General features: G+C 65.9%; 5 protein-coding genes. All 5 read left to right on the plus strand.

Annotation, left to right across the window (positions count from 1 at the left end; all coding sequences use genetic code 11):
- Window positions 1–28: 28 nt before the first annotated feature.
- Entirely contained in the window at window positions 29–1,684 is a 1,656-nt protein-coding gene (locus K414_RS0109940) for an AMP-binding protein (protein ID WP_027495812.1), read from the plus strand.
- On the plus strand, window positions 1,681–5,067 hold the full coding sequence (locus K414_RS0109945) for a non-ribosomal peptide synthetase (RefSeq protein WP_152530398.1): 3,387 nt from the start codon (window positions 1,681–1,683) through the stop codon (window positions 5,065–5,067). Before K414_RS0109940 ends, K414_RS0109945 begins: the two co-directional genes overlap by 4 nt.
- A 6-nt stretch (window positions 5,068–5,073) precedes the next feature.
- A complete protein-coding gene (locus K414_RS0109950; RefSeq protein WP_027495814.1) occupies window positions 5,074–12,711 on the plus strand; it encodes a non-ribosomal peptide synthetase in 7,638 nt (2,545 codons plus the stop codon).
- Window positions 12,712–12,799: 88 nt separating this feature from the next.
- Window positions 12,800–13,873, plus strand: a complete 1,074-nt coding sequence (locus K414_RS0109955) for an ABC transporter substrate-binding protein (protein ID WP_027495815.1) — start codon at window positions 12,800–12,802, stop codon at window positions 13,871–13,873.
- A 70-nt stretch (window positions 13,874–13,943) separates the two neighbouring features.
- Window positions 13,944–15,815, plus strand: coding sequence for a siderophore-interacting protein (locus K414_RS26590; protein WP_051365046.1), 1,872 nt, complete (start codon window positions 13,944–13,946; stop codon window positions 15,813–15,815).
- Window positions 15,816–15,850 lie beyond the last annotated feature (35 nt).

Raw genomic sequence — 15,850 nt, forward strand, 5'->3', positions numbered from 1 at the left:
CGGAGGACGAGAATCCATGGTGCAGAACATGACCGAACTTGCCGAGCCGGACGCCGACGTCGACGCTTTCGTACCGTTCGGCGACGAGCGTGCCCGCAGGTACCTCGACGCCGGGTTGTGGCGAGGTGAAACCCTTCCGGAGGTGTTCGCAACGTGGGCGACGCAGTTCGGCCCTTCGAGGGCGGTCGTCGACGATCGCACGGAGCTGAGGTACGACGAGCTGCTTCGACGAGTGCGGAGCGTCGCAGCCGGATTCGCCGATCGCGGCATCGAACCGGGCGACCGGGTGGTCGTGCAATTGCCGAACTCCGTGAACTTTGCGGTCGTGCTGTTCGCTTTGCTCGAATGCGGAGCGATCCCGGTGCTGACGCTGCCTGCACATCGCCGACGTGAGATCACCCATCTCGCCGCCACCGCATCGGCGGTGGCGTACGTGATCTCCGATCGGGACGGCGACTTCGACTATTGCGAACTCGCCGATGAGGTTCTCGCGTCGGTGACGAGTGTTCGGCACGTCTTCGTCGACAGTTCCGGACCCGAATCGAACGGCGGCGGGTCCCATACCTCTCTGTCCGCGGTGGCCGGGGTGCCCCGACAGTTTCCGCGCGCCCGGCCGACCGATCCTGCCTTACTGCTGGTCTCCGGTGGCACGACGGGATTGCCCAAGCTGATTGCCCGTACGCACAACGATTACGAATACAACGCCAGGGCCAGTGCGGAGGTCTGCGATCTCGGGCCCGAGGACGTGTATCTCGCCGTTCTCCCTGCCGCACACAACTTTCCGCTCGCATGCCCCGGGCTGCTCGGTGCCCTCGGGGTAGGGGCAACGGTGGTGTTCTCCGGCAGTGCCAGCCCAGACCACGCGTTCGCGCTGATCGAGAGGTATCGCGTGACGATCACGGCGCTGGTTCCGACGTTGACTCATCTGTGGTGCGAGGCAACGGAATGGGAGGATGCAGACCTGTCCAGCTTGCGGTTGCTGCAGGTCGGGGGAGCGAAGCTGGCACCTGAGGTCGCCAAGCTGGTCGAGCCCGCGCTCGGATGCCGGCTGCAGCAGGTGTTCGGCATGGCCGAAGGGCTACTGAACTACACCCGAGCCGAGGACAGCGCGGAACTGGTGATCGGAACGCAAGGCAGGCCGTTGTCCCATCTGGACGAGGTGCGCGTCGTCGGTGCGGACGGAAACGATGTATCGCCCGGGGAAGTCGGTGAATTGCTGACGCGGGGCCCCTACACCATCAATGGCTATTATTCTGCGGCAGAACATAATACGACTGCCATCACCCCTGATGGGTTCTATCGCAGTGGGGATCAGGTGCGCGAGCTCGAGTCCGGCCATCTCGTCGTCACCGGTCGCATCAAGGACGTGATCACCCGAAACGGCGAGAACGTCGCGGCCGACGAGCTCGAAGACCTGCTGCTCACCCATCCTGCAGTAGCGCGGGTCGCGGTGATCGGGGTGCCCGATGCCGCTGTGGGCGAAAGTGTCTGCGCAGTCGTGGTGCCGAACGGAAGTGGTCCGACCGTCGCCGACGTGCGGGCCTTCCTGACGGCGGCCGGCTGCGCCGGATTCAAACTGCCCGATCGCGTGGTGACACGAACATCGCTGCCCGTCACCGCCATCGGCAAAGTGGACAAGTCCTTGCTCGTCACACAGTGCACGCAACAGCAGCCGACTCGATGAAGGAACCCATGGATCTCGACGACGTCAGACGTAGGTTGGTGCAGGAGCGGTTGCGGCGTGCCCGAGGCGACGAGGCCGCACCCGAGGCGAGCCGCGGCCCACTCGCAGACGTCGAGTCCACCGAATTCGATTCGTTGAGGGAGCAATTCGGATCGATCGACGACGTCTGGCCACTGTCACCACTGCAGCTCGGGCTCGTCTTCCAGGTAGGTGTCGACGCCGATGCAACCGAGCTGTACACCGTCCGCACCGTCGTCGAGGTCGACCGCGTCCTCGACGACGACAGGATCAGGCGAGCTTTGCAATCGGTCGTCGATACCACCGCGGCGATGCGGACGGCCTTCGTGACGCCGGACGACACCGCGCCGGCCCAGGTCGTACTCTCTGCGGTGCAGGCACCGTTGACGGTGGTGGATCTCCGTGCGTGCCCGGCGAGCGAGGTGGACGATCGATGGAGCCGGATTCTCGCGGACGACCGGGCGCTCTCGTTCGACATCGCTGCGCCGCCACTGTTTCGGGTCACCCTGGTGCACCTTCCCGGAGGGGTCGACCGACTGTTGACCACCTACTGGTTCGGGTGCTTCGACGGCGGATCCTCGGCACTGCTCGTGGCTCGAGTCCTGGAGCAGCACGACGAGAACGGCACGCCCGTTACTACGGACCACGGCTACCGTGAGTATCTGCGTTGGCTGGCTTCTCGCGACCGTGCCGAGTCCGAGCAGGCGTGGCAGCGGTACTTCGGCGATATCGACAGCCCGACCTCGGTGGCTGCGGAGGCCACCCGCGGGGACGGTTCACCCCGCAGGATCGAACGCAGAGTGACGGCAGCGGTGTCCGGCGCGCTGGATCTGCACGCACGTCGATCCGGTTCGACTCTGTTCACGGTTCTCGCAGCGGCCTGGGCGAGTGTGTTGATGCGTGTGGTGGGGCGGTCCGATGTGGTGTTCGGTACCGCCGTCGCCGGTCGGCCCATGGATGTGGCCGGTTCCGACACCGCGATCGGCGCGTTCATCAGCACGGTGCCGATCCGGGTGACGGCAGGTGGATTCGATTCGGCCACCGATGTGGCTGCGCGCGTGCAGGATCAGCGTCTCGACCTGATGCCGCACGACACCCTCGGTCTCGGTGGAATTCAGCAGGCCATCGGTGCGGGGGCTCTGTTCGACACCCTGCTCGTCCTGCGTAACGCTGCCGGGCCTGCGGGACGACAAGAATCGACGTCGGCAGGGAACGAGCGCCGCGTGCGACACATCTCGACCGTCGATGGGTCCGAGTTCCCGGTGTCCATCGCAGTGGATCCCGGCGACGAACTGAACCTGTCGGTGACGTATCTACCCGATTCTGTGGACGACGAGCGTGCCCGATCGCTGCTCGACTCGTTCGCATCGGCACTCGATACCGTTGCAGCGCAGCCCGATCTGCCGATATCGCGCTGGCCGTCTGCCCCGGGCGACATGCCGAGTGTCGTCGAGAACGAGTTCGACGGCCGATCGGAACGACTGCAGGACAACACGATCGCCGAATTGCTCGCCGCACGCGCCGAGGCCGTTCCCGACGACATCGCGTTGGTGTTCGGAGACCGGCGGCTGACCTTCGGCGACCTCGACCGGCGGGTGAACGCCTGCGCGCTGGCGCTGCTTCGCCGGGGTGCCGCTCCCGAACGCATCGTGGCCCTCGCTCTGCCGAGATCGGTGGAGATGGTGGTGGCCCTGTTCGCGGTGCTGCGTACCGGTGCCGCGTACCTGCCCCTCGAACTCGACTATCCGACAGAGCGTCTCGACGTCATGTTGGCCGACGCGCAACCGGCCGTTCTGGTGTCGACGGTGGACACGGAGAGTCGGGGATTGGCCACCACCGCCACACGGATGGTCATCGACTCCCCTGAGGTCGCAACAGAGTTGGCGTACGACATCGACGCGTCGGAAGTCGAGGCGGCTACAGCGTCGGTCGGTTTTGCGTCCGGCACCGTCGGCCGACTCGAGCACCCCGCCTACGTCATCTACACCTCCGGCTCGACCGGAACACCGAAGGGCGTCGTCACTCCGTATCGCGGTCTGACGAACATGCAGATCAATCACCGGAACGAGATCTTCGCTCCCACCGTCGCCGCGGCAGGAGACCGCACCCTGCGGATCGCACACACGGTGTCGTTCTCCTTCGACATGTCGTGGGAGGAGTTGCTGTGGCTCGTCGAAGGTCACGAGGTACACATCTGCGACGAGGAATTACGCCGCGACGGTGAGGCATTGGCGCACTACTGCGAGCAGAACAGAATCGACGTGGTCAACGTGACGCCCACGTATGCCGGACATCTGCTCGATCTCGGACTGTTGGACGAACGCGACGGACATCGAATTCCCCTGGTCTTGCTGGGTGGTGAGGCGGTACCGGATGCACTGTGGAGTCGGCTCGACGGCATCGGCTACAACCTGTACGGGCCTACCGAGTACACGATCAACGCGCTCGGTACCGGAACAAGGGACAGCGTCGGGCCGTCCATCGGATCACCGATTCTGGGCACACGTGCGTCCGTCCTGGACCAGTGGCTACGGCCGGTCCCGATCGGTTCGGTGGGGGAGTTGTACCTCTCCGGTGTCGGTCTTGCGCGCGGCTATGTGAACCGATTCGGCGACACGGCAACGAGATTCGTGGCCGACCCCTTGACTCCGGGCGCACGGATGTACCGCACCGGTGATCTGGTTCGCATTCGAGCCGACGGTCTGTTCGACTACCTCGGTCGCGCGGACGACCAGGTGAAGATTCGCGGCTATCGAGTGGAGACCGCAGAGGTCGAACGCGCCGTGGCCGCATGCGAGGGTGTGATGGGCGCGGTGGTGCGTACAGTGCAGATCGGTGGTACTCGCGCCCTGGCCGCATACGTCGTTCCTCGCGACGGCGGTACGACCGACACGTCCGTGCTGTTCGGTTCCATTCGAGACCGGCTGGCAGCGACGTTGCCCGAGTACATGGTGCCGACGTTGTTCGCTGCCCTGGAACGCATTCCGATGACGATCAACGGCAAGCTCGATGTGCGGGCTCTTCCGACCGTCGACGCCGTGGGCGGAGGCACGTTCGTACCGGCCCGAACGCCGGTGGAAACGATGTTGTGCGAGATCGTCGCGGCGGTTCTGGGTGTCGGACGCGTGGGGATCGACGACGACTTCTTCGCGCTCGGCGGCGACAGCATCACCTGCCTGGCCGTGGCATCGCGGGCGCGAAAGGCCTCGATTCCGCTGGCACCGCGTGAGGTGATGCGCAAGCGGACGGTGCGAATGTTCGGGGCGGAGCTCACACCGGACGCCGACGCACGCCCCGCTGTCCACGCCGCCGCCACGGTGGAACTGTCCCAGGACGAGCTCGACGAATTCGAAAGCAGTATGTGAGCAGACATGACGACCGACACCGCGGCCACGTCGCAGTCCAAGATCGCCGCCGTACTCCCACTCACCGCACTGCAGGTCGGGATGTACCTGCAATCGACGCTCGCCGAGCGAGCGCAGGATCCGTACCTGTCACAGACGGTGCTCGACCTGTCCGCCGCGGTGGATCGCGGCCGGCTCGATCGTGCCCTCGAACTGCTGTTGGATCGCTACCCGAACATCAGAGCGCTGCTGCGGCAACGCCGTAACGGTGATCTGGTCTGGGTGGTACCGCGCGCGTCGACGCCGGTCGTCACGGCCGTCGACGACGAGTGGGATCATCATCTCCGACGAGACCGCTCGGCCGGGTTCGCGTTCTTCGAGCAGCCGCTCATTCGCTTCTCCTACTCCACTTCTGCGCGCGCCCCGCGAGTTCTGATCACCTACCATCACGCGCTGATGGACGGGTGGTCCGAGGCCATCTTCGTCAGGGAGCTGATCGCTCTCTACGAATCGGGCGAGGGGGCGCGGTTGCCGCCTGCACCCGACTTCGGCGATTATCTCGCGTGGACAGCGTTGCAGGACAACGTCACTGCGCGTCAGCGGTGGGCCGACTACCTCGACGGGTTCGAGTCCGCGACCCTCGTTGCCGGGGACCGAACGAATGGGTCCAGCGCGGGCACGCGCACGCGCCTGGACGTCGATATCGACGATGCGTTGGCCCAGCGGGTGTCCGAATACGCGCGTCGTACCGGCGTGACCACGAACGTCGTCGTGCAGACAGCCTGGGCGGCGATGCTGTCGGCGAGAACCGGTTCCGACGATGTGGCCTTCGGGATGGCGACGTCGCTGCGGCCGTTCGATCTCGATGGTGCCGAGGCGATGGTGGGTTTGCTGCTCAACACCGTGCCTGTCCGCCTGCGGTGGAACTCGGCTGCAACGGCGACCGAGATGCTCGCACGCGTGCAGGCAGACCACCTCGACCTGGACGAGTATCGGTTCCTCGGGCTGTCCGACATCGCCGGAACAGTCGGCGGCGGAGAGCTGTTCGACACCATAGTCGTGTACCAGAACTATCCCGCACCGATACCCGAGACGAGCGGGACCGTCGACGAGATCACGGTGCTGGGTGCGCACATGAGCTTCCCGATGGCGTTGATCGTGGGCCCCGATCCTGCTCTGTGGGCGTTCGTACTGCACGACGAGGCCGCTGTCGGCCGGCAGCAGGCCGCCATGTACGCCGAGACGTTCGTCGAGATGCTCGATCGGATGACGACAGTGTCGGACATCGACGTCACTCGACTGGTGGCCGCCCCACATGGCCAGGGGCGCAGCGTCGGACCGGACCGAACCGTGGTGCCGATCGAGACCGCTCTGGCAGCGCGTTTCGGGCAGTCCCGCGATGACGTGGCACTGCTGATCGGCGGCGAGCACATCACGTTCGGGCAGTTGTCCACGCGGGTCGGACAGGTGTCCGCACTGCTGCGTGTGCACCACATCGGTGTCGAAAGCCGCGTCGCTGTTGCGGTGAGCAGAGGTCTCGACATGGTGGCGGCGCTGTTGGCGACCATCGACGTCGGCGCAGCGTTCGTACCCGTCGACATTCGCTACCCGCGTGAGCGGATCGAACTGATCCTGTCCGATTCCGGGCACGACCTGCTGTTGATCGACGATGCGACCCCCGCGGCACTGACGGATATGGAGACTGCGGTCCGCGTCGATACCGTTGTACGACAACAGGACTGGACGCCGCCGTTCGGTCGCAGCGTCCCGGGTGAGTGCGCTGCCTATCTCGTGTACACGTCGGGTTCGACCGGAACGCCCAAGGGTGTGGTCGGCACCAGGAACGCGTTGGCCAACCGGCTGCAGTGGGCGGTGACGCGGTGGGGCAGACCGGGCAGCCGAGTTGCCAAGAGTTCGCTGGCGTTCATCGACGGCGCGACGGAGTTGCTCACCGGCATTCTCGCGGGCCAACGTGTGGTACTCGCGCAGGATCACCAGTACGGCGATTCGGGTGCCGTGGCCTCGCTCATCGGACGGTCCGGTGCCGAACAGGTCACCGCCATCGGTTCTCTGGCTGCCGCGCTGGCCGCTGCGGCGCCGTCGGACTGCGCTTCGGTGACCGGTTGGATACTCAGCGGAGAACCGTTGACCGACCACATGATCGACGTGATCCGAGCGGTGACGCCGGACGCCACGATCGACAATTCCTACGGATCCTCCGAAGTCGCAGGCGACGTCGCCGTCCAGCGGGTCGACGGCGACCCTGCGGTCATCGGAACCTCGGTGGACAACACCACACTACGGCTGCTCGACTCTCGGCTACGCCCGGTTCGGAACGCCGTTCCTGCCGACCTGTACGTGTCGGGCGTGCAGCTCGCCCGCGGATACTCCGGGAAACCGGCCGAGACCGCGACTCGCTTCGTCGCAGATCCCGGCGGCGATGGTGCGCGAATGTACCGCACCGGGGACCGTGCCCGTCTCGTCGACGGCGTCCTGGTATTTCTGGGTCGAGACGATCGTCAGGTCAAGATCAGAGGCCATCGCGTCGAACTGGGTGAGGTCGAAAGTTGGACGGCCAGTGACCCTTCGGTCGACGAGTGCGCCGTGGTCGCTGTGTCCGACGGTGACGGCGTCGGTGTGCTGGTGGCCTACGTGACTCCCGACTCGGTCGACACCGCGTCGGTGCGGGAGGCGCTTCGTCGCCGGGTTCCCGACTATCTGGTGCCCGCATTCTGGGTGGCCGTCGACAGTATTCCCAGAACCCCCAACGGCAAGGCCGATCGAAAAGTTCTGCAGGAGCGCGGAATACCCGACGGTGGTCCCAGCCGATCGCGACCGGCTGCATCCGAGGACGAGCGAGCGCTCGCGGCGCTGTTCGCAAACACCACCCGTGCGGAGAGCGCCCAGTCCATCGGCGTCGACGACGACTTCTTCTCGCTCGGCGGCGACAGCATCACCGCCATCACCCTCGTCCATCACGCGCGCACCGCCGGACTTCCGATCACCACCGCAGACGTCTTCGAGTGTCGAACGGTCGCAGGGCTGGTGGAGCGGGGCCGAAGCGCCCGGGCCGTTGCGATCGTCGACCGGCCCGACAGTTCGGTAGCTCTGCTGACCGATGCCGATGTAGCCGAATTGCGCTCTCGTGGAATCGATCCAGCGGCAGCTCGCCCGGCCACTCCGCTGCAGCGGGGCTTGGCATTCCAGTCCGTAGCCTCGGGCGACGGAGTGGAGGAAATCTACGTCATCGCCACCGAATTCGAGGTGCACGGGCTGCTGGATCCGCGACGTCTCGAGGGCGCACTCGACGCGCTCCTCGACCGTCATCCAGCGCTGCGCTCGCGCTTTCTGACGTTGAGCACCGGGGCGACCGTCGCGATCCGCGATACGGGTCGAGTCGTACTCCGCCGTCATGTCGTCGACGATCCGACATCGCCTACCGCCCGTGACCTGATCGACCAGGACAGGCGTGCGTTCGACATAGAGCAGGACTCGCTCGTCCGAATTCTGCTGCTGGACTGCGGGAACGATCGTCACCGGGTGGTGCTGACCGTCCACCATCTTCTCGTGGACGGGTGGTCCATGGGCACTGTGGGTACCGAGCTGTTCAAGCTCTACCGAGGCCTGGCACTGCCGGAACCTGCGCGGTTCGACGACTACCTGCGGTGGCTCGCGGGCCGCGACGACTCGTCCGTCGACGCGTGGCGTCGCGCGCTCGGCGCGGACGTGGCACCGACGATGGTGGCAGCGTCGGCATCGGCATCGTCGTCGGTACGTTCCGAGGCGCACGAGATCGACCTCGAGTGGAGTGCGCAGGACACCGCTCGGCTCATCGAGTCGGCGCGTCGTCGATCGTCGACGCTGAGCGAACTGGTCGATGCAGCATGGGCCGTGGTGCTCTCGGCATTCACGGATTCTCCGTCGGTCGTGTTCGGCTCGACGGTCTCGGGGCGTCCCACCGACCTCGATCGTGTCGCAGACATGGTCGGACTGTTCATCAACACCGTTCCCGTCCGTGTCGACGTCGGACCCGATGCACGTCTGTCGACCGTGCTCGCTGGTCTGCGGGACTTCTCGATCGCCGTGGCTCCGCATCATCACGTGGGCCTGGCAGACATTCAGAAGGCCGTCGGACGGGGAACGCTGTTCGACACACTCGTGGTGTTCGAGAACTTCGCTGCTGCAGACACTTCGGGTGTCGATGCCGAGAACTTCTCGGTGTCGGTCGCCGGGTTCCACACAGTGACGCACTACCCGCTCGTGTTGACGGTCCATCCGGGCGAACGGATGCGGCTGGTGGTCGAATACCGCAGTGACTCGGTGCCCGTGGCTCGCGCCCGCGCAGTGGCGTCCGCACTGACCTCGGTGTTGGGTGCGTTCGCCGACGAAGGCGACCCGCCGATCGCCGCACTGTCTCTCGTCGACGAGACGACGACTCGGATTCTCCGCACCGAGTACGCCGGCTCGCAGCGTCGGTATCCGGACGGGACGATGGTGGACCTGTTCGCCGACCGCGTCGCGTTGCAACCGGACACCGTTGCTGTTGCAGACGCCGCCACGGCTCTGACGTTCGCCGAGCTCGATCGCGTCTCCAATCGAATTGCGCGATGGCTCCTCGGTTTCGGTGTCGGCGCGGAAGATATCGTGGCCGTCGAGGCCCCACGAACCGTGACGACGATGGCGACGATCCTCGGGGTCATGAAGTCCGGGGCCGCTTACCTCCCGATCGACCCGAACTGGCCCACCGAACGCGCGCGGCAGATTCTCGACGATGCGCAGCCGGTGATCACGGTGACGGCATCGGCGGTCGAGGCCCTGACGCCGTCGTCGACGGACAGGATTGCCGTTACCGATTCCGAGCGTCGGTCCGCATTGCATCCCGACCACCCGGCGTACTTCATCTACACCTCCGGTACGACCGGTGTGCCCAAGGGAGTCTCGGTACCGCACCGAGGACTGGCGAATCTCTATCACTCCCATCGCGAGAGCGTGCATCTGCCGACGGCGGCGCGCGCGGGCACGGACACTCTGAACGTGGCGCATGCCTGGTCGATGGCCTTCGACGCATCCTGGCAACCGCAGTTGTGGATGTTCGGCGGGCACACAGTGCATCTCATCGATCCGGAGGTCGTTCTCGATCCGAGAGAACTCACCGAGCGACTGCGAACGCTGTCGGTGGATTTCATCGAGGTCGTACCGTCGTTGTTCGAACAGATGATGCGGTCGGGATCGATCGACACACTCACGTCAGTGGGGGTCGGCGGCGAGGCGGTATCGGTCGAGTTGTGGAACGAGTTGCGCGCGAACGAGTTTGTGGTCGCATACAACTTCTACGGACCCACCGAGGCCACCGTCGATGCGGTGTTCACATCGACGGATCTGTCGCCCGAGCCCGTGATCGGTAGGCCGGTGACCAACCTGAAGGCATACGTGTTGGACGCCTGTCTTCGGCTCGCGCCTCCCGGGGCGCTCGGCGAGCTCTATTTGGCCGGGCCGGGCGTGGTGCGCGGGTATCGCAACGCGCCGGGGCGCACCGCGCACCGCTTCGTTGCCGATCCCTTCGCCGCGGACGGTACTCGGCTCTATCGGACCGGGGATCTCGTGTCGTGGACCGAATCCGGCACATTGAGGTATGCCGGTCGCGCGGACGACCAGGTCAAGATCCGCGGGCATCGCGTCGAAGTGAGGGAAGTCGAAAGTCGATTGCGAGAGATCGATGCCGTCGCAGACGCGCGGGTGCTGGTGCATACGTCGGGTATCGCTACCGGGCAGGCGACCCTCGCCGGATACGTCGTTGCTGCGCCGGGACGGACGATCGACGTGAGCGCCGTGCGCGCGGGTCTGGGCGAACTCCTTCCGTCGTACATGGTTCCATCGTCGGTGACCGTGCTCGATGCGTTCCCTGTGCTGCCGAACGGAAAGCTCGATGCGGCCGCGTTACCCGACCCCGTCCTGACTCTCGGTTCCGGGCGCGCGCCGCGCACCGACGTCGAGCGGGAGATATGCCGCGCAGTAGCCGCTGTGCTGCATGCGCCGGAGGTCTCCGCGGACGACGACTTCTTCGATCTCGGGGGCGACAGCATCATGGCCATGGAGTTGTCGGCGCGGCTGCGGACGGTGGGCATGGCGGTCTCGCCCCGTCACATCGTCGCTCGGCGCACGCCGGAAGCACTTGCTCAGCAAGCGGAGTCGGCGCAACCGATGGCCTCCGGCGTCGAGGAACTGTCGCCGTACGGAGAAGTCCCGTTGACACCGATCCTCCGCTGGATGGACAGCCTCGATGGGTCCGTCGACGAGATCTCGCAGGCGGTGTTGCTGGAGGCTCCCGCCGATCTGACCGAGAACTCGCTGATCGAGCTTCTCGATCTCGTGGTGGCCAGGCACCCCATCCTGCATTCGAGTTTCGAGCGTCGTCCCGGCTCCGAGTCCGTGTTCACCGTGTTGCCGGACGGTACTGCCGACGTGGCCGAGTGGGTCCGTACCGAGTATGTGGACGGGCTCACCGAATCGCTGCTCGCAGAGCGTGTTGCCGCCCAGTCACGCGCGGCACGTGGTCGGCTCGATCCCCGGATCGGCCGGATGGTCGATGTGGTGTGGCTGCGCCACCACGGTGACACCGACTCCTCGGGTGAGCTCCTGATCACGCTGCATCACCTCGTGGTCGACGGGGTCAGCTGGCGAATACTGCTGCCGGACATCACGACTGCGTGGCAGCAGCGGTTGTCGGCGGATCGCGGCCCGATCGGGCCCTCCATGCGGCAGTGGGCGCACGAGATCCACCGCCTCGCCGGCTCTGCCGAGGTGCTCGCCGATCTGGAGTACTGGACACGCGTCGGCGACGGGGCGGAACGGGTTCCGATGGTGCGTTCGGTCGATCCGTCGATCGATACCGGTGCAGGCGTACGCACCACCACGTTCGCGCTCTCTCCTCAGGAAAGCGCGCGGATTCTCGCCGCAGCCCGCCCGCGGCTCGGGGTGTCCGTCGAACATCTGTTGTTGGGAACGTTCGCGGCCGCGACAGTCGAGTGGATGGACAGCGGTGCGGCGGGTTCGCAGTCGTTCGTCGTCGACGTGGAGGGGCACGGGCGGTCGGGAATCGCGTCCGATCGGGTGGACGGCTCTTCCGTGGTCGGATGGCTCACGGCTGTGTTCCCGCTCCGCCTGACCGCTGACGCGACCGACCATCGCGCCCTGATGTCGCACCGGTCCGATCCTGTTGCCGCAGAATCGGTTCTGCGTACGATCGCGACGGACGCGGCTAGGTCGAGGGATTCGGTGCCGGGAGACGGGTCGACGTACGGCATGCTGCGGTGGTGCAGCGGTGAGGCGGGTGCGGTGCTGCGGCACATGCCCACGGCCGACATCGAATTCAATTATCTGGGCCGTTTCGACACCGCGACAGGCGGTCCGTTCGGGGCCAGCCGATTGCGTAGCAGTCTCGACACCACGCCCGGCACCGAGACGCCCTGCGGCTATGCGTTGGTCGTCGACAGCTACGTGCACGAACAGGACGGGTCGTCGGTACTCGGTGTGACGTACACGTGGCCGGCAGGAGTGCTCGACGGTGTGGAGGAACTGGCCGGGCTCTGGCGGGAGGCCCTGTCGGCCGCGTGTCGAATTGTGGAGGACAGGGAGTCCGAGGACGGCCTAATGAGGCAAGGGTAACCTCATTAGTGCTACCTTGTCAGTCGCCTCGCCCGGTCGGGTGTGGACGCAGTCAGTGCGTGGTCGAGTCGAGAGGTTCCGAGGAACGATGAAGGTTCGTACGAAGTGGATGAGGAGCGCCGCGTCGATCGCGCTCGCCGGAGGGCTGACCATCGCCCTCGCCGCCGGATGCAGCAGCGACACCGAGGAGACGCCTGCCGCCGACTCCACGACGTCTGCGCAGGAGTCCGCATTTCCGGTCACGATCGACTCGGCACTCGGATCCGCGACGATCCCCGAGGCACCGAAGCGGATCGCGACCTGGGGATGGTCGAACCAGGACGCGATTCTCGCCCTCGGAGTCGTACCCGTTGCGATGCCTACCTTCGACGGTGCCCAGTACGGTGCGGACGAACGCGGCGTTCTGCCGTGGGATGCGAAGGCTCTCGCCGACCTGGGCGGCGACGCGCCGACACTGCTCTCCGGTGACGGCACCGGAGCGGTTCCGGTCGAGCAGTTCGCTGCCGCCGCACCGGATCTGATCTTCGCGCCGTACTCGGGGTTGAGCCAGGAGGAGTTCGACAAGCTCTCCGACATCGCGCCCGTCGTCGCGTACCCGGACAAGCAGTGGACCACGTCGTGGGAGGACCAGCTGACCATCGCGGGCAAGGCGCTGGGCAAGGAGAAGGAGGCCGCCGACCTGGTTTCCGGAGTCGAGGGCTCGATTGCCGATGCGGCGACGAAGTACTCTGCGCTGCAGGGCAAGACGGTCACCGTCGCGCTGCCCAACGCACCCGGCACTTTCGCCGTCAGCAAGGACAACGACGTACGAGTCGAGTTCCTCGAGCAGCTCGGTCTCGTCAACGAGCCCACCATTCAACAGGCCGACCCGGCCAAGGACCCCGACGCCGTGTACTTCGAGCTCAGCCTCGAACAGGCGTCGTTGCTGAAGTCCGACGTGCTGTTCGTCGTGGCGTACGACAAGGAATCTCTCGCCGGGTTCCTGGCCGAACCCGCCGTGGCCTCGCAGCCCGTACTTTCGCAGGGACGTACCGCCTCCACCGAGGCCCTCAGTGCCGACAAGAACTTCGCGTTCGGTGGCCTGACGGTGCTGACGATCCCGTACATCCTCGACGACGTGGCCTCGGCGCTGAACACTGCCGCCGAGAACGTTCAGGGCTGACAACACTCGGGCGGCCCACTCGACGCGAGCACAGGCGTATTCACTTTCGAAGACAGGAGCGTGTTCCACCGTGGCAAGGTCCCATCGACTTCAGGTCGTCTTTCCCGAAGTCCTGCGCACGGCAACGGTGATCGAAACACGTCAGCTGGGTTCGGGTATGCGCCGAATCGTGTTGGGTGGGCCGCAGCTGCGCGAGTTCTCGCGCGGCGACTACCGGTTCCCGGCGTTGCGCAGCGAAGGATTCGACGACTTCGTTCGGTTGTTCTTCCCGGCGGAGACCGACGGCACGGTGGTGCTTCCGACCCAGCACGAGCGCACCGTCGAATGGCCGCGTGATCCGCGTCCGGTGACCCGCAACTACACCGTGCGCAGCGCCGATCCCGAGACCGCGCAGGTGACTCTCGACTTCGTCACCCACGACACCGGCATCGCGTCGACGTGGGGTCGGCGTTGCCGCGTCGGCGATTCCATCACCCTGCTCGGACCGGTGCGGTCGGGCCATGCTCCGGCCGATGTCGACTGGGTGTTGCTCGTCGGCGACGAGACCGCGCTACCTGCCATCGCTCGGTATCTCGAAGAGGCATTGCCGGGCCGGCGAATTCGGGTGTTCGTCGAGGTCGCCGACGTCGAGCGAGAGTTGCCGTTGCCGACGGCCGCCGACGCCGAGATCACGTGGGTCCACCGTGACGGCGTCACCGCCGGCACCGGCGACTTGCTCGACAGTGCGGTGCGGGCGGCACCCTGGTGGGACGGAACGGTGTTCGCCTGGGTGGCAGGGGAAGCGACCGCTCTCAAAGGAATCCGTCGGTATCTACGCGAGGATCGCGGCCTGCCGCCGGAGATGGTCGACGTCACCGGGTACTGGCGTCGCGCCGAGGTTCTGACCCGCGCCGACGATCCCGAGGTGCCCGACCTCAGCGGCGGTGAGTCCGAGCCGTTCGACAGGCTCGCCGAACGTGCGGAAATACTGTCGCCCTTCGCTTTCAGGGCGGCCAACACGTTACGTATCCCGTTGCACGTGTCCCGAGGGGCGTGCTCCGTCGAATCGCTGGCGGAAGCCACCGAGACGGACCCGCGCGCCCTCGCAAAATTCGTGCGCTATCTGCGTGCCGTCGACGTCCTCGCCGAGAACTCCACCGGTGATCTGATTCTCGGCGATATCGGGGAGGCGATGCTCGGCGACGACTGGATCTCGCACTGGCTGGACCTGGACGGGATCGAGGCACGGGTGGAACTGTCGATCACAGGTCTGGTGGACAGCCTGCGGACCGGTACCGCCAGCGCGAGCCTGCTGACCGGCAACACGTTGACCGAAGACCTCGAGGCGTCCCCGCGGCTCGCCGAACTGCATCACAACCACATCGCCGACGAGGCCGCGTTCCTGGGTCCTGCTCTGGTGCAGGACTATTCGTTCGACGGGGTCTCGACCCTGTTGGTGGCGGGGGCAGGATCCGGAGTGGTGCTCGGTTCCGTTCTCTCCCGTTACGACGGAGTATCGGCGGGTGTGCTCGGGTTGCCCAGCGAACTCGACCTGATTCGACGCGACCTCGGGAAATGGCCCGAACTCGAAGGGCGAGTGGTGAATCACCCGCAGAGCGTGATGTCCGAGCCGCATGTGGAGCACGGGAACGGATTCGACGCGTATCTGTTGCTCGAGGTCACCGGACACTATCGAGACGACGATCTCGCACTGCTGTTGCGCAACGCGGCAACAGGATTGGCCGACAACGGAAAATTGGTGGTCGTCGAGCGACTGTCCAACGACGGGTCGTTCAACGAGGACCAGTCGGAATTCGATCTGCTGATGCTCTGCATGCACGGCAGCGGTGTACGAACGAAAGCCGAATTTGCCTGCGTAGCAGCCGATGCCGGCCTCGAGGTCGCGGCGTCGACGCTGGTCGGCTGGGGTATCTCGGTGCTCGATCTACGCCGTGTTCGCTGACACCGAGGAAGCCGTTGTGCTGCCGAGTCGGTTAG

This window comes from Rhodococcus sp. JG-3, from assembly GCF_000482405.1.
GTDB classification, from domain to species: Bacteria; Actinomycetota; Actinomycetes; order Mycobacteriales; family Mycobacteriaceae; genus Rhodococcoides; species Rhodococcoides fascians.